Genomic DNA, 24,301 nt, shown 5'->3' with positions numbered 1-24,301 from the left:
TGTTTTCACGTTGCCCAGGAGTCAGAGAGAAAAAACCCGCCTCCAAGGCGGGTTCGGTGCACGTACGCGCTAGCCCGCCAAACTGATAATGGCGGTAATAATAATGGCGTTCACGTGCTGGAAAGTGTTCATGGGGTAGGAACTTAGCCCGCCGCGCCGGCAGAAGTCAACACTTGGCTTGCTGCGCCGAAAGCGGCACATCGAACACTTTGTCGAAGCCCCACTGGAACACGAAGGCGTAGACGAAGAAGAACACGAACAGCGCCAGGTTGGTGAGCAACGCCGCCCACAGGCTTACGTCCAGCCAGTACGCCACCAGGGGCAGCAGGATCAGCACCAGCCCCCCCTCGAAACCCAGGGCATGCAGCAGGCGCCGGGCGAAGGTGCGTTCACGCTTGTTCTGGCGCGCTTCCCAGCGCTCGAACACCCAGTTGTAGCCCATGTTCCAGCTCATGGCGATGCCCGACATCAGCACCGACAGCACGGTCGACTGCGCCATGCCGGCGCCGAACGCCAGCTCCAGCGCAGGTGCCACGCAGGCGACGGCGATGGCCTCATAAAGAATGGCCTGGACGATCTTGCGTGCCTTGCCTTGCATGTTCAGCTCCGTGGGTAGACGACCTGTAAAGTTACAAGAAGCGGCCAACAAGAAAAAGCCTGAATCTTGGACAATCCTGCGTTCGGCTGCTTGTATCTATCCAGTGCAAACGGCGACAGGTCGTACAACTTCGTCCAGGGAATTGAACGAGGATACAGACGATGGCCCATACCCCCCTGCCGATGTCCGGCACATGAGCCTGGCATTCATCGATTTTCTCACTTATGTGCTGTTCGGGCTGAAGATCCTGGCGATCATCCTCGCCTCGCTGATGTTCCTGCTCGGCCTCGATGACCTGTTCATTGACCTGTGCTACTGGTGCCGCAAGCTGATCCGGCGTTTTCGCATCTACGACAAGCACGAGAAGGCCGACGAAAAGCGCCTGTTCGAAGTACCGGAAAAGCCCCTGGCGATCATGGTCCCGGCCTGGAACGAAGTGGGCGTTGTCGGTGAAATGGCGCGCCTGGCGGCCTCGACCATCGACTACGAAAACTACCAGATCTTCGTCGGCACCTACCCCAACGACCCGCAAACCCAGGCCGACGTCGACGCGGTGTGCCTGCACTACCCCAACGTGCACAAGGTAGTCTGCGCGCGCCCCGGCCCCACCAGCAAAGCCGACTGCCTGAACAACATCATCGACGCCCTGCTGCGCTTCCAGCAGGACGCAGGCATCCAGTTTGCCGGTTTCATCCTGCATGACGCCGAAGATGTGATCTCGCCCATGGAGTTGCGCCTGTTCAACTACCTGCTGCCGAACAAGGACATGATCCAGATTCCGGTGTACCCCTACGCACCGGAATGGAAAGGCTTTACCGCCGGCCACTATGTCGACGAGTTCGCCGAAAACCACGGCAAGGACGTGATCGTGCGCGAGGCACTGACCGGCCAGGTGCCCAGTGCCGGTGTCGGCACCTGCTTCAGCCGCCGCGCCATCAGTGCCCTGCTCGAAGACGGCGACGGCATCGCCTTCGACGTGCAAAGCCTGACCGAAGACTACGACATCGGCTTTCGCCTGAAACAAAAGGGCATGAAGTGCATTTTCGCCCGCTATTCCATCAGCGACCCGGCGCTGGCCCTGAAACAGGAATGGCGCCTGGGCATGAGCCGCGAGTTCTCCCAGGTGATCTGCGTGCGCGAGCACTTCCCCCGTGACTGGCAGCACGCCATCCGGCAAAAGTCGCGCTGGATCGTCGGCATCGTGTTCCAGGGCACCAGCAACCTCGGCTGGAGCCGCAAGGGTGCACTCAACTACTTCCTCTGGCGCGACCGCCGCGGGCTGTTCGCGTACTTGCTGAGCTTCCTGGTCAACCTGTTGCTGCTGGTACTGCTGGCCATGTGGCTGGTCACGGTGATTGCCCCGCAATCGTGGCGCTTCATGTCGATCCTCAGCGACAGCTGGCTGCTGTCGACGCTGTTGTGGCTGAACGGCCTGATGCTGTTCAACCGCCTGTTCCAGCGCGCCTGGTTCGTCACCCGCTTCTACGGTATCGGCGAGGGCCTGCTGTCGGCACCGCGCATGATGTGGAGCAACTTCGTCAATTTCTTCGCCAACCTGCGCGCCCTGCGCCAGGTGATGGAAATGGGCGATTCACGGCGCGTCGCCTGGGACAAGACCACCCACGAATTTCCCGCCATTGCCGCCCCCGCCCGCACACCACTGGGCCAGCGTCTGGTGGCCAAAGGGCTGATCAGCGAAGACCAGTTGCAACTGGCAATCACCAGCCCGGTCCGGCGGCGCCTGGGCCGGGAACTGCTGCTGCGCGGCTGGCTGAACAGCGAACAACTGGTGACCACCCTGGCCGAACAGCTGGACCTGCCCTGGGCGCCGCTGAACCCGTTCAAGCTCGACCCGCAATTGATCGCCAAGCTGCCACGCAGGCTGGCCACGCACTATGGCGTGCTACCCGTCGACGAAGACGGCGATACGCTGATCCTGGCCAGCGAAACCCCGGTCAGCCAGGTTTCGCTGGGGGTGATCAGCCGCCAGCTGAAACGCCCGGTCAAGGCCCGCCTGGCACCGCAGGGCCGGGTCACCCTGGGCCTGCGCTACCACTACCCAAGCCCGTGGCAAAGGCCGGAAACCCGCGAAATGCTAGCCGTGCTGGAACGCCACCAGGACGACGAAGCACTGCTGGAGCGGGTCAGCTGTCACCAGGTCATGCTCGGCGCCCTGCTGCAAGTGCGCGGCATGGTCCCGGTCACCCTGTTCAACCAGGCCCTGATCGACTTCGACCCCGAGCAGCACAGCCTCGGCGAACACCTGATCGCCCGCGGCATCATTACCGAGCAGGTGCTGGAACAGGCCCTGATCGAACAGGCCAGCGAGCAGCAGGCCGCTATTGACCTGACCCGGGAGGTGGCATGAAGCCGCGGTTTTCCCTCACGTTCACCGGCCTGTTGCTGTGCTCCGCCGCCCTGCCCGTCGCTGCCTCTGCGCCAATGACCGACTTCCAGCGGTTCACCAGCTTTCCGTTCATGGACCGCGGCTACCGCGAGGCCAAAAAAGACAACTGGGCCGAGGTCGAGCGCTTGACCCGCCACGTGCTGGGCCGGGTGCCGAACAACGACGAGGCCCGCGCCCTGCTGGTCGAAGCCCTGGCTCACCAGCGTCGCTACAAAGAGGCCGAAGCGCTGGCCGAGCAGTTGGGTGGCAGCCCCGAGTACGCCGACGCCCTGCTGGAACTGCGACTGACCTGGATCGAGCAGGACCCACCCGCAGCCAGCCAGGTGGAGCAGTGGCTGGCCAGCAGCGATGGCACCCACCGCGTGCGCCTGTGGCAGGCCTACAGCCTGAGCCTGGCCAAGTTCGGGGGTGCCGCCAGAGCGCTGGACTGGCTCAACCAGCTCCCCCCCGGAAACGACGGCCAGGTACTGCGCCTGGCCCGGGCCAACTTCGCCGAACAGCTGCGCAACTGGAAAGAGACCATCGAGCAACTGCAGCCCTTGGCCGACAAAGGCCAGTTGCCCGCCGACGACTGGCAACGCCTGGCCAACGCCTATATCCAGCGCGTGGACGAAAAAGGCCTGAACGCATTGCTGGCCAGCGCGCCCTCGCCCGCAGCGGCCAACCAGGCACGCCTGGCCATGGCCAACCGCGCCATTGCGGTGGGTCACAACCTGTTGGCCCAGCGCTCACTGCAGTCGCTAACGCCCAACCAACTGAACCAGCCCGAACAGCGCCAGCAACTGTGGGAGCTGGCCCGCGAAGGCGACGATGCGGCGCTGGTGCGGCGCCTTAGCAACGACCTGCAACGCCCCTGCCTGGAAACGGTCGACTGGCTGTCACGCCGGGACCCGGAGCAGGCCCGCGAGCAATTCAAGGGCTGTACAGCCAGCAGCGACCCACGGGCCTATGCGGTACTCAAGCAACGCTTGTACGGCGACCCGCCACAACCACCGCAGCCACGCACCGCTGCCGAATGGGAAAAACGCTACCGCCAGACGGGCGACCTCGCCGCGCTGGAGCAAGCCACCTTCCTGCTCACCGAACAAGGCCACACCGATCATGCCCGGCAACTGCTGGAGCAAGCCTACGACCGCCACCAGGGCCGCCTCAGCCCGTCGCTGCTGCAGCGGCTGGGCAACCTGTATGCCCGCAACGACGGCCCACTCGACAGCCAGCGCATGCTTACCCTGGTCCCCTGCGTCGACGCCAATACCCGCGCCCAATTGCTCGGCAGGCTAGCCGAGGCCGGCCGGTGCGATGCCGTGCGCCAGGCCGTACCGGCCACGCCGAGCGAGCCTGGCCAGTACCGCGCCCTGGGCCGCTGCGCCATGCCCGACCAGCCAGGTGAGGCGGTGGTCTACTACCAGGCGGCAGAGCACCTGGGAGACCACGGCAACCGCCTGCCGCTGGCCTACGCGCTAGAGGCCGCTGGCGACTCGCAAGCCGCCCTGCCCCTCTGGCGCAGCTTGCCGGACAGCGCCTGGACCGATAACGCCCGCCTCACCGCCGCCCGTGGCGCACTGAATGCCGGTGATGCCCAGGCCGCCCGGCGCTATTGGGACGCCGCTGCGCACAGCAGCGCCGATGACTGGGCGCTGGGTGCCGCCATCGCTCAGCGCCAAGGCGACTACCAAGCCGCGCTGGGCTTCCAGCGCCAGGCCCTGATGCACAACCCGCGCGCCGACCACTACTACGCCGCCTCCAGCACCGCGCAACTGGCCGGCGACAGTGCGCAAAGCAGCACCTGGCTGGCCGAGGCCGTGCGCCTGGCCCCCAATCAGCCGCGCTATCGAGCCGACTACGGCATGCGCCTGGCCGGCTCGCCAGACAAAGCCCAGCGCCTGGAATCGATCCCCTACCTGGAGCGCGCCACCCACGATTTCCCTGAGGACTACCGCCTTGGCGAAACCCTGGCCCTGCGCTACGACGAACATGAAGACAGTGCCGCGGCACGCCGCGAACTGCGCCGTATCCTCGACGTGGAGCAGAACCTGGTCGACGGTGATGACGAATACGGCAGCCTGGAAGCACGCCAGTACCGCCAGCGCCGCGCCCACGAAAGCCTGTCACGGCGCGACACCATTACCCTGGCCAGCACCTGGTCACCGGCCGGCACCTCGACCAACGACAAGTTCCTCGACAACGGCCAACGCAGCGGTAATTCGCGCCGCGCGCAATCGCAGAACGTGCAGTTGGCCATGTGGGACCACGCCCTGGGCGAGGAACCCAGCCGCAACGGCAGTACCCTGTCGGTGTATGGCCGGGTGCTGTTCGGCGGCCAGAGCCGCACTGACTACGCGCAGAGCATGGGCACCGGCATCGGCCTTCGCTACAAGCCGCTCGGCCAGGCCAACCTCAACCTGTATGCCGAGCTGTACCACCAGCGGCAGATCGACGAACAACACTACGGCGGCCTGAGCCTGGGCCAGCTGCTGAGCCCGGCCAAGGTCGGCGGCAACTGGGGCGACCTGCGCCACCACGCCGAATCGAGCAACGACCTGCTGCTGCGCGCCACCGCCTCGTTCCTCGACCAGGGTGACTGGCGCAACGACTGGCGCATCGATGAAGACCAATGGAACGAGCGCTTCCTCTACCTCGACGCCGCCTGGTGGACCCGTGCCGGCGACCACGCCTGGCTGTCGCGTTACCAGCAGGGCCATGCCTGGAAGCTGCCAGGCAGCTCACCGCAGACCATCATGCCCTATGGCTTTGTCGAGTTTTCCAGCCAGGACCCGAGCAACGACTGGCGTCAGGACGCCCGTGCGGGGGTCGGTGTACGCTGGCAATGGTGGTTCGACGACGACCGCTACAACGCCTACCGCGGCTCGCTGAAAGTGCGCGCCGAGTACCAGCAGTCGCTGGGTGGCAACCTCTACGAGCGCGCCAACGGCGTGCTGGTCGGTGCGGAGATGACCTTCTGATGCGTACCCTCATCGCCCTCTGCCTGCTGGCCCTATGCCTGCAGGCCACCGCCGACCAGCGCCTGTTCTATCAACCGTTGAACCGCGACGCCAGCGTCACCCCCGCCCAGTGGCAGCAACTGTGGCGCGCCACGGCGGCCCAGGGGGGCAAGACCCTGATCGTGCAGTGGAGCGCCTATGGCGACAGTGATTTCGGCGGTGCCCAGGGCTGGTTGGCCAACAGCCTGCGTTCAGCGCGTGCCGAAGGCCTGCAACTGGTGCTTGGGTTGTACATGGACCCAGCCTACTACCAGCGCCTCAACCAACTGGATGGCGAGGGCCTGAACAGCTACTGGAAAGCGCAACTGGGCCGCTCGCTCAGCCAGTACCAGCAACTGCGCCAGGCCTGGCAATTGCCGGTGGACGGCTGGTACCTGCCGATGGAGCTGGACGACCAGCATTTTCGCGAGGCCGATCGACGTGAAGCGCTGTACAGCCAGCTGCAGGCCTTCAACCGCCAGCTGGACAAGCCGCTGCATATCAGCGCCTTCAGCGCCGGCAAGCTGTCGCCGCGGGTCAATGCCAGCTGGCTGGATCAACTGGCCGGGTTGGGCTTGACTGTGTGGTGGCAGGACGGCGCCGGCACCGGGCGTTTGCCGACCTTGGTGCGCCAGGGCTACGAGCAGGCCCTGCCGTGCCGGGTGGGGGTGGTGCGTGAGGCGTTCCGCCAGGTGAGTGCGCCGGGGCAGGTGTTTAGGGCTGAGCCTGCCGAACCGAAGCTGGGTGGCGGGTGCCATGCCGAGGCGGTGTTTGCCTTGCGTTATCGGCCGTGGGCGCGGGGTGTTCTGCCACAGAATTGAGTTTCCAGGCCCGGCCTTTCGCGGGACAAGCCCGCTCCCACAGAGCCCGCAGCAGGTCAGGTTCTGTGGGAGCGGGCTTGTCCCGCGAAAGGGCCGGGCCTGGTAAAGCAATACCCCCAGGAGCCCACCAATGTTCAAAACCATCGAAGCCCACGTCCGCAAGCAGGTCGCCCCCGCCGCCCTGCGCGCCGAATTCCGCCAGCACGAATTCGAGACCATGCGCCCGTTCTGCCTGTTGGTGTTCTGCGTCAGCATCCTGATCTGGCTGGTCTTCGACTTGATCGTCAGCTTCCTCGGCGGCCAGGGCTTCACCTGGCTGTCCTACCTGTTCATCACCCTGCTCGGCTGCCAGACCGTGGTGCTGCGCTTCACCCGCCGCAGCCACCACTTCGACGTGCTCAACCTGCTGTTCGTCGCCACCATCACCCTGGGCATGCGCCTGGTGATCGAGGGCATCCCGCTGGCGCTGCGCCCGGTGTGGCTGGTACTCGGGGTATCCACCGTACTGTATGCCGTGTCGGTGCTGCCGGTGCGGCGCTGGTCTTTCTTCTGCGCCATGGTCATCACCTGGGTGGTGCTCAACCCGTTCTACCACACCCGCATCGAGCCCGATCAACTCGAAGGCGCCATGCTGATCAGCTATGCGGTGTTTCTCAGCGGCCTGGTGATCTACAGCTACCTGCAGATGCGCAAGGCCAAGCTGCACAACTTCTACCTGTCCAAGGTGTTGCTGGACCAAGCCTACGTCGACGCCCTGACCAACATCCCCAACCGCCGCTCGTTCATGGCCCAGGCCGACCGCCAACTGCGCATGGCCACGGGCGGGCAGTACCTGGCGATGATCGACATCGACAATTTCAAGCGGGTCAATGACCGCTTTGGCCATGACGTGGGCGATGAAGTGCTCAAGCGCGTGGCGCTGCATATCAAGGCAAGCATGGCCGGCTACGTGTTTGCCCGGCTGGGCGGCGAGGAATTCGCGATTTTTTTCCAGGGCCTGGACCAGCACGCTGCCGAGCAGCAAGTGGGGGCACTGTGCCAACGGGTGCGCGAAGACGTTGGCGAGCACCCGGTGACCATCAGCATCGGCCTGGCCCGGGTCGACCAGGGTGACAGCCTGACCACCGCACTGGTGCGCGCCGACCAGGCACTGTACGAGGCCAAGCACAGTGGCAAGGACCGCTTTGTGCTGTGGTCAAGCCAGCTGGCAGATCGGGGTTAGCAGGCCCGGCCCTTTCGCGGGTAAACCCGCTCCTACAAAGGCTTATGCGGTCCCTGTAGGAGCGGGTTTACCCGCGAAGGGGCCGGCACTGGCGAAACATCACCCAGCAGGCAATCGAATACGAAACTGCGCCCCACCCAACGCCGACTGCGCCACGGTCAAGGTCCCACCCTGCCCCTCGATCGCCCGCCGGCTGATTGCCAACCCCAAACCAAACCCACCCGTATTGCGGTCCCGGCTACGGTCCAGGCGGTAGAACGGTTGGAAGATCCGCTCACGCTCCTCCACCGGAATGCCAATCCCGTCATCCTCAACTGTCAGCAGGCAGCCGCCATCCGCTTCCAGGCGCAAGCGCAACAACAGGCTTTCATCGCAATAACGCATGGCATTGCGCACCAGGTTCTGCACCGCCCGCGCCGTCAGCCGCGGGTCCAGCACAAAGCGCGGCAAATCACCCTCGGCCTGCACTTCCCACTGGATGCCCCGGCCATCGAGCTCCTCGGCAAAGCCGCCCAGCACACTGTCGACCAGCTCCAGCAACGACACCTCGACCCGCTCACGGGCCTGGTCGGCGTTGTACAGGCGGCTATAGGACAGCAATTCCAGCACCAGCTCATCCAGCTCGCGCACATGCCCGACCAGTTCCAGCAAGCGCTTGCGGCTGGCCGGCGGTACCTCGTCGAACAACAACACCAGGCCAAAATCCAGCCGGGTCAGGGGCGTGCGCAACTCGTGCGAAACCGCATTAAGCAGCTCGCGCTGCTGGTTGACGTGGCGTTCCAGGTCGCTGGCCATGGTGTCGAACACCCCGGCCAGCTCACCGATGTTGGAGTGTGGCGAGATGTGCGTACGCTCGGCCATCTGCCCCTGGCCCAGGCGCCGGGCGGTTTCCTTCAGGCGCTCCAGGTCTCGCCAGTGCGGCCATACCCACAACAGCAGGCAGCCAAGCATGGCCGCGCCGATCAGCACGGTCACCCCCCACGACAACACGTTGATGTCCAGCGGGTCTGGCGGTGAGTGCAGGCGCACCAGCCACTCCTTGTCCAGCGGCGCCAGGATCGTCTCGTAGTAGCCCCAGTCGGCAATCCGCACGGCGTACAGGCCATGCTCCAGGCGTGCCTGCTCTTCTTCGCTCAGGTCGGCCTGGTTCACACGCAGCAGTTGCAGTTGCAGCGGCGCGAAATCATCGGCCAGCTCCTGTTCAACGGTTGGCCACTGCTCGCGCGGCGCCTGGCGGAACTGGCGCACGATCAACGACTGCACACCCTTGGCCTGGTCCAGGTTGTAGGCCATGAAACGGTCGTGGAACATGCCGACGATGGTGTCGGGGATGAACAGCAGTGCGCCGGCATAGGCGACGATGATCACCAGGTACAGCCGCACCAGGATCTTGAGCATGGCCGATCAGCACTCCCACTCGACGCGGCTGAACAGATAGCCCTTGCCCCATACGGTCTTGATCTTGCGCGCTTCGCCGGCGTTGTCGTCAAACTTGCGCCGCAGCTTGGAGATGGCCACGTCCACCGAACGGTCGGTGCCGTTGAACTCGATGCCACGCAGTTGCTGCAGGATGCGGTCGCGGTTCATCACTTCGCCGGCATTGCGCGCCAGCACCACCAGCAGGTTGTACTCGCCGCTGGACAGCTCCACCTCGTCGCCACGCCAGCTGACCGTGCGCTCGGCCAGGTCGATGCGCAGGCCACCAATCAGGATCAGGTCGTTGTCCAGGCGCGGCTCGTTGACGCTGCTGCGGCGCAGCAGGGTACGCAACCGGGCCAGCAGCACCCGGGGCTCGCAGGGTTTGGTCACATAGTCGTCGGCGCCCATCTCCAGGCCCAGCACCTGGTCATGGCTGTCGTCACGGGCAGTCAGCATCAGGATTGGCAGGCCTTGCGACTCCTGGCGCAGCAGGCGGCACAATTGCAGGCCATCGATACCCGGCAGCATCAGGTCGAGGATGACCAGGTCAGGCTTTTGCCGACGGTACTCGTCCAGCACATGATCGCCCCGGGCGATCACCTGGACATGGAAGTCGTTGCGTTGCAGGTAGCTGGCGATCAGCTCGGACAGGGCGCTGTCGTCTTCGACCAGGAAAATATTCGGCATAGGCGGATCAATCTGGATTGAGGTATGCCTGTGCCGGCCCATTCGCGGGTAGACCCGCTCCCACAGGGTACCGCGCAGGTTCTGAATGCTGCAGGATCCCTGTAGGAGCGGGTTTACCCGCGAATGGGCCGGCACAGGAATACTCAGCATATAGAACACAACCACAACACAGGATTGTTCTTCACACTTTTTCACACTCGCCCTACAGGTATTAACAGCCGCCCAGGCAACGCCTGCCGTAGCATATACAAGGTCATCATCGGAAGATCCGCATGCCTACTACCCTCCCCCTGCGCCCGTTGGCGCTCCTGGCGTTCATGAGCCTGGCCCTGGCCGGCTGCAGCGACAGCGCCGAGCAAGACGAACAGGCCCCCACCCCGCAAGTACGGGTGGAAACCCTGCAACTGCAGCCCCTGGCCATCAGCAGCGAACTCAGCGGCCGTATCCTCGCCCCGCGTACCGCCGAAGTACGCGCACGGGTCGCTGGCGTGGTGCTGAAGCGGGTGTACCGCGAAGGCAGCGACGTCAAGCAGGGCGATGTCTTGTTCCTGATCGACCCGGCACCGTTCAAGGCCGACCATGACAGCGCCCGCGCGACCTTGGCCAAGGCCGAGGCCACCCGCTACCAGGCCCGCCTGCAAGAGCAGCGCTACCGCCAGCTGGTCGACGACAAGGCAGTCAGCCGCCAGGAGTACGACAACGCCAAGGCCAGCTTCCTGCAGGCCGATGCCGCAGTGGCCGAAGCCAAGGCGGCACTGGAGCGCGCCCGCCTGAACCTCGGCTACGCCACCGTGACCGCGCCCATCTCCGGTCGCATCGGCCGCGCCCAGGTCACCGAAGGCGCGCTGGTCGGGCAAAACGAGACCACGCCGCTGGCAACCATCCAGCAGCTGGACCCGATCCATGCCGATGTCACCCAGTCGACCCGCGAGCTCAACGCCCTGCGCCGCGCCTTGCGTGCCGGCGAGCTGCAGCAGGTGGGCGCCGGCCAGGCCCGCGCCACGCTGATCCAGGACGACGGCAGCGCCTACCCGCTGCCGGGCAAGCTGCTGTTCTCCGACATCAGCGTCGACCCCAGCACCAACCAGATCACCCTGCGCAGCGAGTTCCCCAACCCGGACCTCGACCTGCTGCCCGGCAGCTACGTACGCGTGCGCCTGGAGCAGGCCGTGCAGCCCAAGGGCCTGAGCGTGCCGCAGCGCGCCATCCTGCGTGACAGCGCCGGCGTACCCAAGGTGCTGGTGGTCGACGCGCAGGCGCGGGTCAGCGACCGCCCGGTGGTGCTGGGCAGCGCCCAGGGTGACCGCTGGATCGTCAGTGAGGGCCTGGCCCCTGGCGAGCGCGTGGTCATCGAGGGCCTGCAACACGTCAAGGCCGGTGACCAGGTACAGGTCGACAACACCCCTGGGGCACCGCCCATCGCACAGCACACCGGCCAGTGAGGGCCTGATTCATGCCGCAATTCTTCATCGACCGCCCGGTATTTGCCTGGGTAGTCGCCCTGTTCATCCTGCTTGCCGGTGCGCTGGCCATCCCGCAATTGCCGGTGGCCCAGTACCCCAACGTGGCACCGCCGCAGGTAGAAATCTACGCCGTGTACCCGGGCGCCTCGGCGGCGACCATGGACGAAAGCGTGGTCAGCCTGATCGAGCAGGAACTCAACGGCGCCGACAACCTGCTGTATTTCGAGTCGCAGAGCAGCCTGGGCAGCGCCACCATCACCGCCACCTTCGCCCCTGGCACAAACCCGGACCTGGCCCAGGTAGACGTGCAGAACCGCCTGAAAGTGGTCGAGTCGCGCTTGCCACGCCCGGTCACCCAGCAGGGCCTGCAGGTAGAAAAGGTGTCCACCGGCTTCCTGCTGCTGGCCACCCTTACCTCCGAAGACGGCAAGCTCGACGAAACTGCCCTGTCGGACATCCTGGCGCGCAACGTGATGGATGAAATCCGCCGCCTCAAGGGCGTCGGCAAGGCCCAGCTGTATGGCTCGGAACGTGCCATGCGCATCTGGATCGACCCGCGCAAGCTAGTCGGCTTCAACCTCACGCCCAACGATGTGGCCGAAGCCATCGCCGGCCAGAACGCCCAGGTCGCCCCTGGCAGCATTGGCGACCTGCCCACCCGCAGCACTCAGGAAATCACCGCCAACGTGGTGGTCAAGGGCCAGCTGAGCAGCCCCGAAGAATTCGCCGCCATTGTGCTGCGGGCCAACCCGGACGGCTCCACCGTCACCATCGGCGATGTCGCCCGGGTCGAGATCGGTGCCCAGGAGTATCAGTACGGCACCCGCCTGAACGGCAAACCGGCCACCGCCTTCAGTGTCCAGCTGTCGCCGGGCGCCAACGCCATGGAAACCGCCACCCTGGTGCGGGCGAAGATGCAGGAGTTGGCGCGCTATTTCCCGGAAGGCGTCAAGTACGACATCCCTTACGACACCTCGCCCTTCGTCAAGGTGTCGATCGAGCAGGTCATCAACACCCTGTTCGAAGCCATGCTGCTGGTGTTTGCAGTGATGTTCCTGTTCCTGCAGAACCTGCGTTACACCCTGATCCCGACCCTGGTGGTACCGGTGGCGCTGATGGGCACCTTCGCCGTAATGCTGGCGATGGGCTTCTCGATCAACGTGCTGACCCTGTTCGGCATGGTGCTGGCCATCGGCATCCTGGTTGACGACGCCATTGTGGTGGTGGAAAACGTCGAGCGCATCATGGCCGAAGAAGGCCTGCCGCCCAAGCAAGCCACGCGCAAGGCCATGGGCCAGATCAGCGGCGCCATCGTCGGCATCACCCTGGTACTGGTGGCGGTGTTCCTGCCGATGGCCTTCATGCAAGGCTCGGTGGGGGTGATCTACCAGCAGTTCTCGGTGTCGATGGCCGTGTCGATCCTGTTCTCGGCATTCCTCGCCCTCAGCCTTACCCCGGCGCTGTGCGCTACCCTGCTCAAACCTGTGGCCAAAGGTGAGCATCACGAGCGCAAGGGCTTCTTCGGCTGGTTCAACCGCCGCTTCGAGGGTATGAGCAACGGCTACCAACGTTGGGTCATGCAGGCACTCAAGCGCAGCGGTCGCTACCTGCTGGTGTATGCGCTGCTGCTGGGGGTGCTGGGCTATGGCTTCAGCCAGTTACCCACGGCGTTCCTGCCCACTGAAGACCAGGGTTATACCATCACTGATATCCAGCTGCCCCCCGGCGCCAGCCGCATGCGCACCGAACAGGTGGCCGCGCAGATCGAGGCGCACAACACTGAAGAACCCGGGGTGGGCAACACCACGCTCATTCTCGGCTTCAGCTTCTCCGGTAGCGGGCAGAATGCGGCGCTGGCCTTCACTACGCTCAAGGACTGGTCCGAGCGCGGTGCCGACGACAGTGCCCAGTCGATCGCCGATCGTGCGACCATGGCCTTCAGCCAGCTCAAGGACGCCATCGCCTTCTCGGTGTTGCCACCCCCTATCGACGGCCTGGGTGAATCGACCGGCTTCGAATTCCGCCTGCAGGACCGTGGAGGCATGGGCCACGCCGAGCTGATGGCGGCCCGTGACCAGTTGCTGCAGAGCGCCGGCAAAAGCAAGCTGCTGACCAACGTGCGTGAAGCCTCGCTGGCCGAGAGCCCGCAGGTGCAGCTGGAAATCGACCGCCGCCAGGCCAATGCCCTGGGCGTGTCGTTTGCCGATATCGGCACGGTGCTGGACGTTGCCGTAGGCTCCAGCTACGTCAACGACTTCCCCAACCAGGGCCGCATGCAGCGCGTGGTGGTGCAGGCCGAAGGCGATCAGCGCAGCCAGGTCGAAGACCTGCTGAAGATCCATGTGCGTAACAACAGCGGCAAGATGGTGCCCTTGGGCGCATTCGTCCAGGCGAAGTGGGTCAGCGGCCCGGTGCAGCTGACCCGCTATAACGGCTACCCGGCGGTGTCGATTTCCGGGGAGCCGGCGGCGGGTTACAGCTCAGGCGAAGCCATGGCCGAAATCGAGCGCCTGGTAGCGCAGCTGCCAGCCGGTGCAGGCCTGGAATGGACCGGCCTGTCGCTGCAGGAGCGGTTGTCCGGCAGCCAGGCACCGATGCTGATGGCACTGTCGCTGCTGGTGGTGTTCCTGTGCCTGGCGGCGCTGTACGAAAGCTGGTCGATCCCCACTGCCGTACTGCTGGTGGTACCGCTCGGCGTGCTGGGCGCAGTGCTGGCGGTGACCCTGCGCGGCATGCCCAACGATGTGTTCTTCAAGGTCGGCCTGATCACCCTGATCGGCCTGTCGGCGAAAAACGCCATCCTCATCATCGAGTTCGCCAAGCACCTGGTCGATCAGGGTGTGGACGCGGTCGATGCCGCCGTGCAGGCCGCACGCCTGCGTTTGCGCCCGATCGTGATGACCTCGCTGGCGTTCATCCTTGGTGTGGTACCACTGGCCATTGCCACGGGCGCAAGTTCGGCCAGCCAGCAGGCGATCGGCACCGGGGTGATCGGCGGCATGCTCAGCGCTACCCTGGCGGTGGTGTTTGTGCCAGTGTTCTTCGTGGTGGTGATGCGGTTGGCGGGCAAGGGCAAAGCCGAAACCACTCGCGCGAAGGTTCCGGCCTGACGCCAGTCAATCAAGCAATCCGGGGCTGCGAAGCAGCCCCAACAAACTTGACTGACTGGCATCAAGCTACGCCTCCCTTCCCGGTCATTTGCGTGTTTTAGGCTTCTGACCAGGTTGCCCGCCGAGTCTGACGGCATCCTTCAAATTTTTACCGGCCCTGAACTTGGCGGTGATCGCCGCCGCAATCTTCAACGGTTCGCCAGTTTTCGGGTTTCTCCCCATTCGCGCTTCTCTTGCCATGGTAGTGAAAGTACCAAAGCCCACCAGGACCACCTCCTTGCGCGCGTGCAGTGATGTCTTGACTGCATCGATAAAGGCATCGACTGCCTTCAGTGCCGTTGCCTTGTTCATATCCGCAGCCTCTGCCACGGCGTCTACCAGTTCCGATTTGTTCAAAAGTCTTCTCCTTGTTATCGGCCTTGGCACCGTCGCAATGCCAAGGTTCCAGCTGTATTGAAGGGAGAAGGCGCGCCCGGCACAACTGGCAAAAATGTCAGGTCGGCGCAAACCGGACGCCCGCTTGCTGGACAACGCATGCCGGCCATGGGAGGGTTGCCACCTGCCCTCGCCTGGAACTGCAACCATGACCACACCCTTGCCCGACAGCTCAGCCCTGATTCTCGCTGGAGGCCGTGGCCAGCGCATGGGTGGGCGTGACAAAGGCTTGGTGGATTGGCAGGGCGAGCCCTTGATCGCGCACATGCACCGTACCGTAAGGCCACTCACTGATGACCTGGTGATTTCCTGCAACCGCAACCAGGATGTCTACCGCGCGTATGCCGATCAGTTGGTGGGCGATGCCGACGCGGACTTCCCTGGGCCGCTGGCAGGGGTGATTGCCGGGCTCAAGGTGGCGCGGCATGCATGGGTGGTGGTGCTGGCTTGTGATGCGCCGCTGGTTGACCGAGCGTTGATCGAGGACCTGCTGCGGGTGGCGGCGGTGAATGACAGCGCGGCGATGGTGCGCCAGAGGGGGTACTGGCAGCCGATGTTCAGCGTGCTGCCTCGTCGGGTGTTGCCGGTGCTGGAACAGGCCTGGGCCGAGGGGGAGCGGAGTTTGCAGAAGGCCCTGCTGCGCGACAGAGTACAAGCGCTGGGGTGTGCCGAGGGCGATCGCAGATTGAGCAATTTCAACAGCCCGGAGTTGCTGCAGCGCTGAGATCATCTGTTACCTGTACCGGCCTCTTCGCGGGCTTGCCCGCGAAGAGGCCGGTACAGGCACTACATCACCCAGCAGCCAATTCCTCGATACTGATCTCACGCATCCTGAACTTCTGCACCTTGCCCGTCACCGTCATCGGAAATTCATCGACGAAGCGGAAGTACCTGGGCACCTTGAAGTGCGCAATCCGCGCCCTCGCCCACTCACGCAGTTCTTCCGCACTGGCGGTATGCCCCGGGTGCAACCGTACCCACGCCACAATCTCTTCGCCGTACTTGCTGCACGGCACGCCAATCACCTGCACATCGGCCACCGCCGGGTGGGTGAAGAAGAACTCTTCCAGCTCGCGCGGGTAAATATTCTCGCCGCCGCGAATGATCATGTCCTTGCTGCGCCCGACAATACGCACATAGCCCTGCTCGTCCATAACCGCCAGGTCACCGGTGTGCATCCAGCCGTCCTCATCGATGCTTTCGGCAGTGGCCTTGGCATTGTTCCAGTACCCCAGCATCACGCTGTAGCCACGGGTGCACAGCTCGCCGATCTCGCCGCGTGGCACGCTGTTGCCATCGGTATCGACTACCTTGTTCTCCAGCCGTGGCTGGGTGCGGCCGACGCTGGTTACGCGACGTTCCAGGTCATCAGTGGCACCGGTCTGCAGCGATACCGGGCTGGTTTCGGTCATGCCGTAGGCAATCTGTACCTCAGCCATGTTCATCTCGCTGATTACCCGGCGCATAACCTCGATCGGGCAAGTGGCACCGGCCATGATACCGGTGCGCAAGCTCGACAGGTCGAAGTCACCACGCTGCGGGTGGTCCAGCTCGGCGATGAACATGGTCGGCACGCCATACAGCGCAGTAGCCTTTTCCTCTGCCACCGCGCGCAGCGTGGCCAAGGGGTCGAAGGCATCATTGGGGTAGATCAGGGTGCTGCCATGGGTCATGCAGCCGAGGTTGGCCATGACCATGCCGAAGCAGTGGTACAGCGGCACCGGTACCACCAGCCGGTCATGCTCGGTCAGGCCCAGGCTTTCGCCGACCATGTAGCCGTTATTCAGGATGTTGCTGTGGCTGAGGGTGGCGCCCTTGGGAAAGCCGGTGGTGCCCGAGGTGTACTGGATGTTGATCGGGTCGTCGCAGCGCAGTTGCGCCTGGCGTTCGGCCAGGGCTTCGCGGCTGACCACCTCGGCGCGGGCCTGCAGGTCGTGCCAGGCAAGGAAGCCCGACGGTGGTGTGGCGGCCAGGCTGACCACACCGCGCAGTTCGGGGAAGCGCTCGCAGATCAGGGCACCCGGTTGGCCGTTGGCCAGGCCCGGGATCAGGGCGAGCAGCATGGCATGGTAGTCGGATGTCTTGAATGCATCGGCGCAAATGATCCAGCGGCAGCCGGACTGGCCGAGGGCGTAGTCCAGTTCGCTGGAGCGGTAGGCTGGGTTGATGTTGACCAGGATCGCGCCAACCTTGGCGCTGGCGAACTGGGTGATGCACCATTCGGCGCAGTTGGGTGCCCAGATGCCCAGACGGTCGCCGGGCTGCACGCCCAGCGCCATCAATGCCCGGGCATGTTGGTCGACGGCCTCGGCCAGTTGCTGCCAGGTGTAACGCAGGGCCTGGTGGCAGACGACCAGCGCTTCGCGGTCGGGGAAACGGGCGACGGTGGTGTCGAAGGCGTCGCCGATGCAGTGGGTAAGCAGGGGCTTGTCCTGGTTGCCCTGGGTGTAGCTTGGCTGGGGCATGGGCGATCTCTTGTTGTTTTTTTGTTGTTTGTGCTGGCCTCTTCGCGGCGGTTCGACGCCTCGATGAACCCGCTCCTACAAGGCCCTGCACAGCGCCTGAAGGTGGCGCAGTCCTTGTAGGAGCGGGTTTACCCGCGAAGAAGCCAACACCGGTTTAGCGGATAAACACCTGCGGTGTAGTGGTAGACATGTCACCACCCGGCAACTTGATGTTCTTCACCTTCTCCAGCGTGTCCGGGTTGAACACCGCCAGGTCATTGAACGTGCCGCCCAGGTACAGCTTGTCGCCCTTCTTGTCGAAAGTGACACAGTAGTAGGTGTGCTCCAGATTAGACGCCTTGATCAGCTTGCGCTCCTTGATGTCGTACTTGGCCAGCCGGTTGAGCACGCCATAGATCTGGTTCGGGTCCTTGGGCGAGCGCAGGCCGGTGAAGTACAGCTCGGTCAGGTCGGCAAACTCCTGGGTGTGGGTCTTGCCGGTCTTCAGGTCGACGCTCAGGTAACCGTACAGCAACTCGGCCTCGTTCGGGTCCTGCTTGGCATCCTTGAACTTGGCAATGGTGTACAGCATCGAGAACTCGTGGCGCGGGTTCTGGTGCGGCCAGAAGTACAGCACGTCCGGGGCGCTGTAACCCTTGCGGTTCCAGTTACGCAGCGGCAAGGCCACCGAATGCTTGCCGGTCTTCACGTCCATCTTGTAAATATCGGGCCCGGCGAAATACAGGGTGCCGTCGTCGGCCGTGCGCATCAGGTATACCTGGCGCGGCATCGGGTAGGTACGCACCGGCTTGGCGGCCAGGCCATCGGCGGTGCTGAACACTTCCAGCCGTGGCGGCTTGACCACGTAGTGGTCGTTCAGGCGTTGGGTCGGGTTGACCGTGGCGTACACTTCCTTGCCGTCCGGGCTGATGGCGAACGAGTACATCGAGCGGCCCACTTCGCCCGCCACGCTCGACAGGTTGGCGTGGAAGGTGTTCTTGCAGGTGTCCAGGTCGATGCCGTAGATGTCGCCGTAATGGTTGTTGAGCACGTAGGCGGTGCGGTTGTCCGGCGCCATCATCGCGGTGCCGGGGCCGAACTTGTCGGGCATCACGCAGCTCTTGTACACCGTGTCAGTGGCCACATCGACCACATGCAGGTTGTTCGGGTAGTTGGTCACGATCATGTATTCGTGGCCAGCCTTCAGCGCCGGCCCGGTGTCGTCGGCCTGTGCCAGCCCGGCAAAGGCCGTGGCGGCGATGGTGAGCGCGAGTGGTGCGCAGCGTCCAGCTTTCATGCGGTTTCCCCTTGTCATTCTTGTTGGGCCGGTCACTTGTCTTTCGGGAACACAGTGCCAAGGTTGCGCCAGTCATCCGCCGAGTTGGTGGCCTGGGCGTTCCAGTCCTGATAGGTGCTCATCATGTCCGGCACCTGGGCCGGCCACCAGCAAGGGTCGGAGCAGCCATACAGGTCGGCCTCCATCGGCTGGCACAGCGAACTCACGCCGCCAAAGGCGTCCACTTCCCAGCCCGGGTCGGTGGTGGCGGTGCAGCCCGCCACGGCGCTCATGGCCATGACTTCTTCGACGCGGTCTTCGGCGGCGGCCTGTTCGAGGATGCGCGCCTTGTTGTTCAGGGGCTTCAAGTGCTTCATGTCAGTGCGCCTTCCGCGGGGTGATGTAGCGGTCGATGAAGGCCGGGTTGGCGGCCATGATGCGGCTGTAGACCTCGATGCCGAAGTCGACCCAGTCGCGCATCAGTTCGCAGTAGTGGTAGGTCGGGTGCTGCGGGTCGCCATAGCGCGCATAGCTTTCGTGGTAGCAGCCGCCCGAGCACAGGTTGCGGATGCGGCAGCTTTCGCAGCCGGTGTTGCTGCGGTCCAGGCGTTGCGACAGGAAGTCGTTGAGCTGCGCCTGCTTCACGCCCTGGTGCACGTTGCCGAAGGTTGGCAGGTTGGAGCCGGTGAAGCGGTGGCACAGGTTCAGCTCGCCCTTGTGGTCCACTGCCAGCATTTTCAGCCCGGCACCGCAAGGCAGGGCCTTCTTGTGGCCCTCGTGGATGTCGGTGATCAGCTGGTGCAGGTTGGAGAAACCGATGTTGCGGTGCTCCAGCGCCGCCTCCAGGTACTTGCGGCCCAGCGCTTTCATGTTGGCGAACACCTGCACCAGCTCTTCGCCAGTGAGGTTGAAGTCGGCCATGTCGCCGGAGGTGACCGGGGCAAAGCCGACCTCGGCAAAGCCCATTTCGTTGAACAGGTGGTTCCAGATAGTCTCGACGTCGGTAATGCCTCGGGTCAGCGTGACCCGCGCCCCCACCGGGCGGCTGGTGTAGCGCGACAGCAGCAGGTCGGCCTTGCGCCGCACCACGTCATAGGTGCCCTGCCCGCCCACGGTGATGCGGTTGCGGTCGTGTACGGTCTTTGGGCCGTCGATGCTGATCGACAGGCCGAAGCGGTGGGCGTTGAGCCAGTCGATGATCTCTTCGGTCAGCAAGGTGGCGTTGGTGGTCATGATGAATTCCACCTGCTTGCCCGCCTCGGCAAAACGCCGTTCGCAGTACGCCACCATGTGCTCGATCAATGGCCGGTTGGACAGCGGCTCGCCACCGAAGAACACCACGCTGTAGCGGTCCTCGTTGGGCGATTCCTTGAGCAGCATCTCCACCGAGGCTTCGGCGGTGTCAGTGCTCATCTTCTTGCCGGCGGAAGGTTTGTCCAGGTCTTCCTTGTAGCAATAGGTACAGCTCAGGTTGCAACCGGTGTTGACGTTGAGCACCACAGTGTTCAGCGCAGTGCGCTCGACCTGCTTGAGGGCGATTTCCGGGGTCAGCGGCGAGCCGTCGCTGACCAGCTCCAGCGCGATCAGCTCGCGCAAGGTGTCCTGGATATCATCGCCGGCAAACTGCCGGCCAAGGCGCTGTGTCAGCTCCTCGGCCGAGCAGCCCTGCTGGCGCAAGGCATCGATGATGCTGCCGGTCACTGCATCGGTGGCAAACAGCGAACTGCTGGGGATATGGAACAGCATGCGGTCGGCATCGACCTGCACTTCATGCAGGTTGCGTTCGACCAGGTTCAGTAGTGCGCCCATGGCGACCTCCCGATAATCGATTCGTTGGAAAACCGTTGCGTCTTGCCGTTACGGCAGCGGCGGGTTGTTCCAGCGCTGAACGGTGACGATCATGTGCCCTTCGCCGGTCTGGCCACCGTCGGCCAGGGTGGCGATGACCTTCAGGTTACCGGCGTTGTTGGTCATCATCTTGCGCGCCGGGTTGGGGCCGGCACCGCCTGGCACGAACACGCCATCGGCCTGCATCTGCCCGGCGAACTTGACGTCTTCATCCTCCACCGCACGCTCGTTGAACGGCTCGACCTTCCAGCTGGCCGGCAGGTAGCCGATGCGCAGGGGCTGGCCGTTGGCGTCTTTACCCCATGCCTCTGCCTCGAAACGGCCCTGCACTTTCGGCACCGAAGCGCCGTTCTCGCCAATGCGGGCAATGGAGAACGCCGGCACTACCTTCACTTCGTCGACCTTGTCGTAGACCGCCAGGTTGACGCCTTTGAGCGCGCCCACTGCAACTTTGCGCTGGCCAGGCTTGGCATCGGCCGCCGCGCGGGCCTTGACCCGCACCAGGGTCGGGGTCTGCTCCAGCACTTCGGTCACTTCCACGCCGGCGCCCAGGTCTGGCTTGCCAGTCAGGCCGCTGCCGACCAAGGTAATTTCGCTCTCGGCGCCGGCCTTGATGAACGCCGGCTGTACCGCCAGCAGGTGCGCCTTGCCTTCCTTCACGGCGGTGAAGTCCAGGCCACGCTCATCGTGTTCGGCCTCGAACATACGGCCTTTCATTTCGCCATCCAGCGCGGCGAACACCTGGCGCAGGTTGGCATCGCCGACCTTGACGTTGCCGCGCCATTCATAGCCGTTGTACAGGATGGCCGAACCGCTGCCGTTGAATGGCGTGCCGTCGGCATAAGCACCCTTGACCTCGACCTTGAAGGTGTCGCCCTCGTCGGCGGTAACGCTCATTACCCCGCGCACATCGCCCTTGGCCAGCATGTGGCCACTGAATGCCCACTGCCCCGGCAACGCGTCGGCCTTGGGCTTGGCTTTTTGCCATTCGGCCCAAACCGCGTTTTCCAGCGGGTAACGTTTGGCCAGCTCGGGTACTACTTGTTGGAGCGCAATCGGCAGCCAGTCGCGGTCACGCGCCTGGGCCTGGTATTCAAGGGACGGCCATTGGCCGAGGTGGAAGTTCACCAGGTGTTCCCATTCCTTGGCCGGGCGCCGTTGCAAGGCAACGCGGGCACCGGAGTGGCAACGGCCACAGGTTTCGCTGAGCTGGGTGTCGAAGTGCTCGACGGTATTGAGCCGGCGTTCCATGGCGTAGCGCACGCCCTCGGTTTCGCTGGGCGCCAGGCCCTGCTTGTCGGCCAGGTACTTGACCAGCGTACGCCGGTCGTCATCGCTGATCTGCAGGCCATGCATCACCTGCATGCGGGCGATGCTCATCAGCCAGCCTTCCGGTGTTTTGCGCTGGTGGCTGATGCGGCTATAGGTATCGTTGCCTTCGGGGATATGGCACCCCATGCACTTATTCTGCAACAGGCTCGGGCCCTGCTCGGCCGCCATGGCCTGGGTGCTCAGCAGCGCGGCGGCGACCAGCGCCAGTTTGCCCGCATGCCGCCGGAGTCGAGTCGTCTTCAAGGTCAGACCTCCACGGTTGTTGTTCTTATCGTTTTCGCACGCTTTGGTACAGCAGGTGTGCATGTGACGGTTGTGATACAGATACTGTGCCAGGTTAGGCAAAACCGTTGTATTTCATGCTGTTAGCCCGTTTCGATGGCAGTGCCAGCCTTTTGTCCAAGTGACCGGAGCGTGCCATTTCGCGACAGGGTGTTTCATCCTGAGACAGGGGCCTGCTGTGCAGGCCATTCGCGGGTAAACCCGCTCCTACCGGGACGGTGCCAGCTCACAGGCAACACTCTCTCTGTGGGAGCGGGTTCACCCGCGAAGAGGCCGGGTCAGCCACTGTTTCACCACCGTCTCACACCGTCTCAATGTGCAACAGCGCACGCCTGCAATCACCGCCGCGCATCCAGACAAAACCCAACACGCTCAACACCTTGCGGCCTTCTGCCCACCTTGGCACGGCCATTGCGCCAGTGCCCGTCACATCCAATGACAAGAGGCACAGCCCCATGCTTTCCGACCTGCCCATCCTGCCCGCCACCCGCGCCTTTCTCGAACGCAAGCTGAAGATGCGCATCGGCGCCGACTGGCAGGACGCCGCCAGCGGTCGCACCCTGTCGTTCCGCAACCCGGCCACCGGTGAAGTGCTGGGTGAAGTGCCTGCTGCCGAGGCCGAAGATGTCGACCGCGCCGTGCGCGCGGCACGCCAGGCCTTCGACGGCTCGCCATGGAGCCGCCTGCGCCCACGTGAACGGCAGAACCTGCTGTGGCGCCTGGCCGACCTGATGGAACGCGACGCCCGGCAACTGGCCGAACTGGAATGCCTGAACAACGGCAAGAGCGCCGCCGTGGCCCAGGTGATGGACGTGCAACTGGCCATTGATTTCCTGCGCTATATGGCGGGCTGGGCCACCAAGATCGAGGGTAGCACCGTCGAAGCGTCCATGCCGCTGATGCCCAACGACCAGTTCCACGGTTTCGTGCGCCGTGAGGCTGTCGGCGTGGTCGGTGCCATCGTCGCCTGGAACTTCCCGCTGCTGCTGGCCTGCTGGAAGCTCGGCCCGGCCCTGGCCACCGGCTGCACCGTAGTGCTAAAGCCCGCTGATGAAACCCCGCTGAGCGTGCTCAAGCTGGCCGAACTGGTAGATGAAGCCGGCTACCCGGCAGGCGTGTTCAACGTGGTCACCGGTACCGGCCTGAATGCAGGTGCCGCGCTTAGCCGCCACCCCGGCGTGGACAAACTGACCTTCACCGGCTCCACCGAGGTTGGCAAGCTGATCGGCAAGGCGGCCATGGACAACATGACCCGCGTCACCCTGGAGCTGGGCGGCAAGTCGCCGACCATCGTCATGCCCGACGCCAACCTGCAGGAAGCCGCCGCCGGCGCCGCCACGGCGATCTTCTTCAACCAGGGCCAGGTGTGCTGCGCCGGGTCGCGCCTGTATGTGCACCGCAAGCACTTCGACAACGTGGTGGCCGACATCGCCGGCATCGCCAACGGCATGAAGCTGGGCAGCGGCCTGGACCCTGCGGTGCAGATGGGCCCGCTGATCTCGGCCAAACAGCAGGACCGCGTCACCGGCTACATCGAGCTTGGCCGCGAACTGGGCGCGACCATCGCCTGCGGTGGCGAAGGCTTCGGGCCGGGCTACTTCGTCAAGCCGACCGTGATCGTCGATGTCGATCAACGCCACCGCCTGGTGCAGGAAGAGATCTTCGGGCCGGTGCTGGTGGCGATGCCGTTCGATGACCTCGACGAAGTGATCGGCATGGCCAACGACAACCCCTATGGCCTGGGTGCCAGCATCTGGTCCAACGACCTGGCTGCAGTGCACCGGATGATCCCCCGCATCAAGTCGGGCTCGGTGTGGGTCAACTGCCATAGCGCGCTCGACCCGGCGCTGCCGTTTGGTGGTTACAAGATGTCCGGCGTTGGCCGTGAGATGGGTGCGGCGGCCATCGAGCATTACACCGAGCTCAAGTCGGTGTTGATCAAGCTCTGATCGTTTTCCTGTTCCGGCCTATTCGCG

General features: G+C 64.3%; 17 protein-coding genes. 8 read left to right on the top strand and 9 right to left on the bottom strand.

Annotated elements, in window-relative coordinates; genetic code table 11:
• Positions 1-166: 166 nt before the first annotated feature.
• A complete protein-coding gene (locus tag ACIP02_RS16575; protein WP_400617990.1) occupies positions 167-598 on the bottom strand; it encodes a PACE efflux transporter in 432 nt (143 codons plus the stop codon).
• A gap of 193 nt (positions 599-791) precedes the next feature.
• On the opposite strand from ACIP02_RS16575, the gene nrfB reads away from it, so the two are divergent.
• The 4 genes from nrfB (at position 792) to ACIP02_RS16555 (ending at position 8,029) form a co-directional block, all read left to right on the top strand.
• Positions 792-2,966, top strand: coding sequence for a cyclic di-3',5'-guanylate-activated glycosyltransferase NrfB (nrfB, locus tag ACIP02_RS16570; RefSeq protein WP_400617988.1), 2,175 nt, complete (start codon positions 792-794; stop codon positions 2,964-2,966).
• Positions 2,963-5,968, top strand: a complete 3,006-nt coding sequence (locus ACIP02_RS16565) for a phage receptor (RefSeq protein ID WP_400617986.1) — start codon at positions 2,963-2,965, stop codon at positions 5,966-5,968. Before nrfB ends, ACIP02_RS16565 begins: the two co-directional genes overlap by 4 nt.
• Positions 5,968-6,807, top strand: a complete 840-nt coding sequence (locus ACIP02_RS16560; protein ID WP_400617984.1) for a DUF4434 family protein — start codon at positions 5,968-5,970, stop codon at positions 6,805-6,807. Before ACIP02_RS16565 ends, ACIP02_RS16560 begins: the two co-directional genes overlap by 1 nt.
• 130 nt (positions 6,808-6,937) lie before the next feature.
• Positions 6,938-8,029 carry a diguanylate cyclase domain-containing protein gene (locus ACIP02_RS16555; RefSeq protein WP_400617983.1) on the top strand — a complete coding sequence of 364 codons (1,092 nt, stop codon included), beginning with the start codon at positions 6,938-6,940 and terminating at the stop codon, positions 8,027-8,029.
• A gap of 99 nt (positions 8,030-8,128) precedes the next feature.
• On the opposite strand, the gene ACIP02_RS16550 is transcribed toward ACIP02_RS16555, so the two are convergent.
• A complete protein-coding gene (locus ACIP02_RS16550) occupies positions 8,129-9,427 on the bottom strand; it encodes an ATP-binding protein (protein WP_400617981.1) in 1,299 nt (432 codons plus the stop codon).
• A gap of 6 nt (positions 9,428-9,433) precedes the next feature.
• On the bottom strand, positions 9,434-10,135 hold the full coding sequence (locus ACIP02_RS16545) for a response regulator (protein WP_400617979.1): 702 nt from the start codon (positions 10,133-10,135) through the stop codon (positions 9,434-9,436).
• A 272-nt stretch (positions 10,136-10,407) separates the two neighbouring features.
• Between ACIP02_RS16545 and ACIP02_RS16540 the strand changes: the two genes are divergently transcribed.
• A complete protein-coding gene (locus tag ACIP02_RS16540; RefSeq protein WP_400617978.1) occupies positions 10,408-11,577 on the top strand; it encodes an efflux RND transporter periplasmic adaptor subunit in 1,170 nt (389 codons plus the stop codon).
• 11 nt (positions 11,578-11,588) lie between these two features.
• Positions 11,589-14,708 (top strand): multidrug efflux RND transporter permease subunit, encoded by a 3,120-nt coding sequence (locus tag ACIP02_RS16535; protein ID WP_400617976.1) that lies wholly within the window; start codon positions 11,589-11,591, stop codon positions 14,706-14,708.
• Positions 14,709-14,792: 84 nt separating this feature from the next.
• On the opposite strand, the gene ACIP02_RS16530 is transcribed toward ACIP02_RS16535, so the two are convergent.
• The gene (locus tag ACIP02_RS16530; RefSeq protein WP_400617974.1) at positions 14,793-15,104 is read right to left on the bottom strand and encodes an HU family DNA-binding protein; all 312 of its coding nucleotides are present in this window, start codon (positions 15,102-15,104) and stop codon (positions 14,793-14,795) included.
• A 187-nt stretch (positions 15,105-15,291) separates the two neighbouring features.
• On the opposite strand from ACIP02_RS16530, the gene mobA reads away from it, so the two are divergent.
• On the top strand, positions 15,292-15,867 hold the full coding sequence (gene mobA / locus ACIP02_RS16525) for a molybdenum cofactor guanylyltransferase MobA (protein ID WP_400617972.1): 576 nt from the start codon (positions 15,292-15,294) through the stop codon (positions 15,865-15,867).
• Between the two features lie 67 nt (positions 15,868-15,934).
• Here mobA and ACIP02_RS16520 read toward each other — a convergent pair whose 3' ends face one another.
• The 5 genes from ACIP02_RS16520 to peaA form a co-directional block, all read right to left on the bottom strand.
• A complete protein-coding gene (locus ACIP02_RS16520; RefSeq protein ID WP_400617970.1) occupies positions 15,935-17,608 on the bottom strand; it encodes a fatty acid CoA ligase family protein in 1,674 nt (557 codons plus the stop codon).
• A gap of 154 nt (positions 17,609-17,762) precedes the next feature.
• Positions 17,763-18,884: a quinohemoprotein amine dehydrogenase subunit beta gene (gene peaD / locus ACIP02_RS16515; RefSeq protein WP_400617968.1), complete on the bottom strand. Its 1,122-nt coding sequence runs from the start codon at positions 18,882-18,884 to the stop codon at positions 17,763-17,765.
• A 32-nt stretch (positions 18,885-18,916) separates the two neighbouring features.
• On the bottom strand, positions 18,917-19,240 hold the full coding sequence (gene qhpC, locus ACIP02_RS16510) for a quinohemoprotein amine dehydrogenase subunit gamma (protein ID WP_012272119.1): 324 nt from the start codon (positions 19,238-19,240) through the stop codon (positions 18,917-18,919).
• A gap of 1 nt (position 19,241) precedes the next feature.
• On the bottom strand, positions 19,242-20,672 hold the full coding sequence (gene peaB / locus ACIP02_RS16505) for a quinohemoprotein amine dehydrogenase maturation protein (protein WP_400617966.1): 1,431 nt from the start codon (positions 20,670-20,672) through the stop codon (positions 19,242-19,244).
• 48 nt (positions 20,673-20,720) lie between these two features.
• Positions 20,721-22,286 (bottom strand): quinohemoprotein amine dehydrogenase subunit alpha, encoded by a 1,566-nt coding sequence (peaA, locus tag ACIP02_RS16500; RefSeq protein ID WP_400617964.1) that lies wholly within the window; start codon positions 22,284-22,286, stop codon positions 20,721-20,723.
• Positions 22,287-22,780: 494 nt separating this feature from the next.
• On the opposite strand from peaA, the gene ACIP02_RS16495 reads away from it, so the two are divergent.
• Positions 22,781-24,274, top strand: a complete 1,494-nt coding sequence (locus ACIP02_RS16495; protein ID WP_400617962.1) for an aldehyde dehydrogenase family protein — start codon at positions 22,781-22,783, stop codon at positions 24,272-24,274.
• Positions 24,275-24,301 lie beyond the last annotated feature (27 nt).

The sequence above is a fragment of the Pseudomonas sp. NPDC089408 genome (genome assembly GCF_044749445.1).
GTDB lineage: Bacteria > Pseudomonadota > Gammaproteobacteria > Pseudomonadales > Pseudomonadaceae > Aquipseudomonas.
Note: the sequence above shows the minus strand (reverse complement) of the source record. Positions and strands in the feature narration are given on the sequence as shown.

What these genes read in the sequence shown, in the direction of transcription:
- ACIP02_RS16575 (WP_400617990.1), bottom strand. Translation starts at nt 598, where the DNA reads ATGCAAGGCAAGGCACGCAAGATCGTCCAGGCCATTCTTTATGAGGCC.
- nrfB (WP_400617988.1), top strand. Translation starts at nt 792, where the DNA reads ATGAGCCTGGCATTCATCGATTTTCTCACTTATGTGCTGTTCGGGCTG.
- ACIP02_RS16565 (WP_400617986.1), top strand. Translation starts at nt 2,963, where the DNA reads ATGAAGCCGCGGTTTTCCCTCACGTTCACCGGCCTGTTGCTGTGCTCC.
- ACIP02_RS16560 (WP_400617984.1), top strand. Translation starts at nt 5,968, where the DNA reads ATGCGTACCCTCATCGCCCTCTGCCTGCTGGCCCTATGCCTGCAGGCC.
- ACIP02_RS16555 (WP_400617983.1), top strand. Translation starts at nt 6,938, where the DNA reads ATGTTCAAAACCATCGAAGCCCACGTCCGCAAGCAGGTCGCCCCCGCC.
- ACIP02_RS16550 (WP_400617981.1), bottom strand. Translation starts at nt 9,427, where the DNA reads ATGCTCAAGATCCTGGTGCGGCTGTACCTGGTGATCATCGTCGCCTAT.
- ACIP02_RS16545 (WP_400617979.1), bottom strand. Translation starts at nt 10,135, where the DNA reads ATGCCGAATATTTTCCTGGTCGAAGACGACAGCGCCCTGTCCGAGCTG.
- ACIP02_RS16540 (WP_400617978.1), top strand. Translation starts at nt 10,408, where the DNA reads ATGCCTACTACCCTCCCCCTGCGCCCGTTGGCGCTCCTGGCGTTCATG.
- ACIP02_RS16535 (WP_400617976.1), top strand. Translation starts at nt 11,589, where the DNA reads ATGCCGCAATTCTTCATCGACCGCCCGGTATTTGCCTGGGTAGTCGCC.
- mobA (WP_400617972.1), top strand. Translation starts at nt 15,292, where the DNA reads ATGACCACACCCTTGCCCGACAGCTCAGCCCTGATTCTCGCTGGAGGC.
- ACIP02_RS16520 (WP_400617970.1), bottom strand. Translation starts at nt 17,608, where the DNA reads ATGCCCCAGCCAAGCTACACCCAGGGCAACCAGGACAAGCCCCTGCTT.
- peaD (WP_400617968.1), bottom strand. Translation starts at nt 18,884, where the DNA reads ATGAAAGCTGGACGCTGCGCACCACTCGCGCTCACCATCGCCGCCACG.
- qhpC (WP_012272119.1), bottom strand. Translation starts at nt 19,240, where the DNA reads ATGAAGCACTTGAAGCCCCTGAACAACAAGGCGCGCATCCTCGAACAG.
- peaB (WP_400617966.1), bottom strand. Translation starts at nt 20,672, where the DNA reads ATGGGCGCACTACTGAACCTGGTCGAACGCAACCTGCATGAAGTGCAG.
- ACIP02_RS16495 (WP_400617962.1), top strand. Translation starts at nt 22,781, where the DNA reads ATGCTTTCCGACCTGCCCATCCTGCCCGCCACCCGCGCCTTTCTCGAA.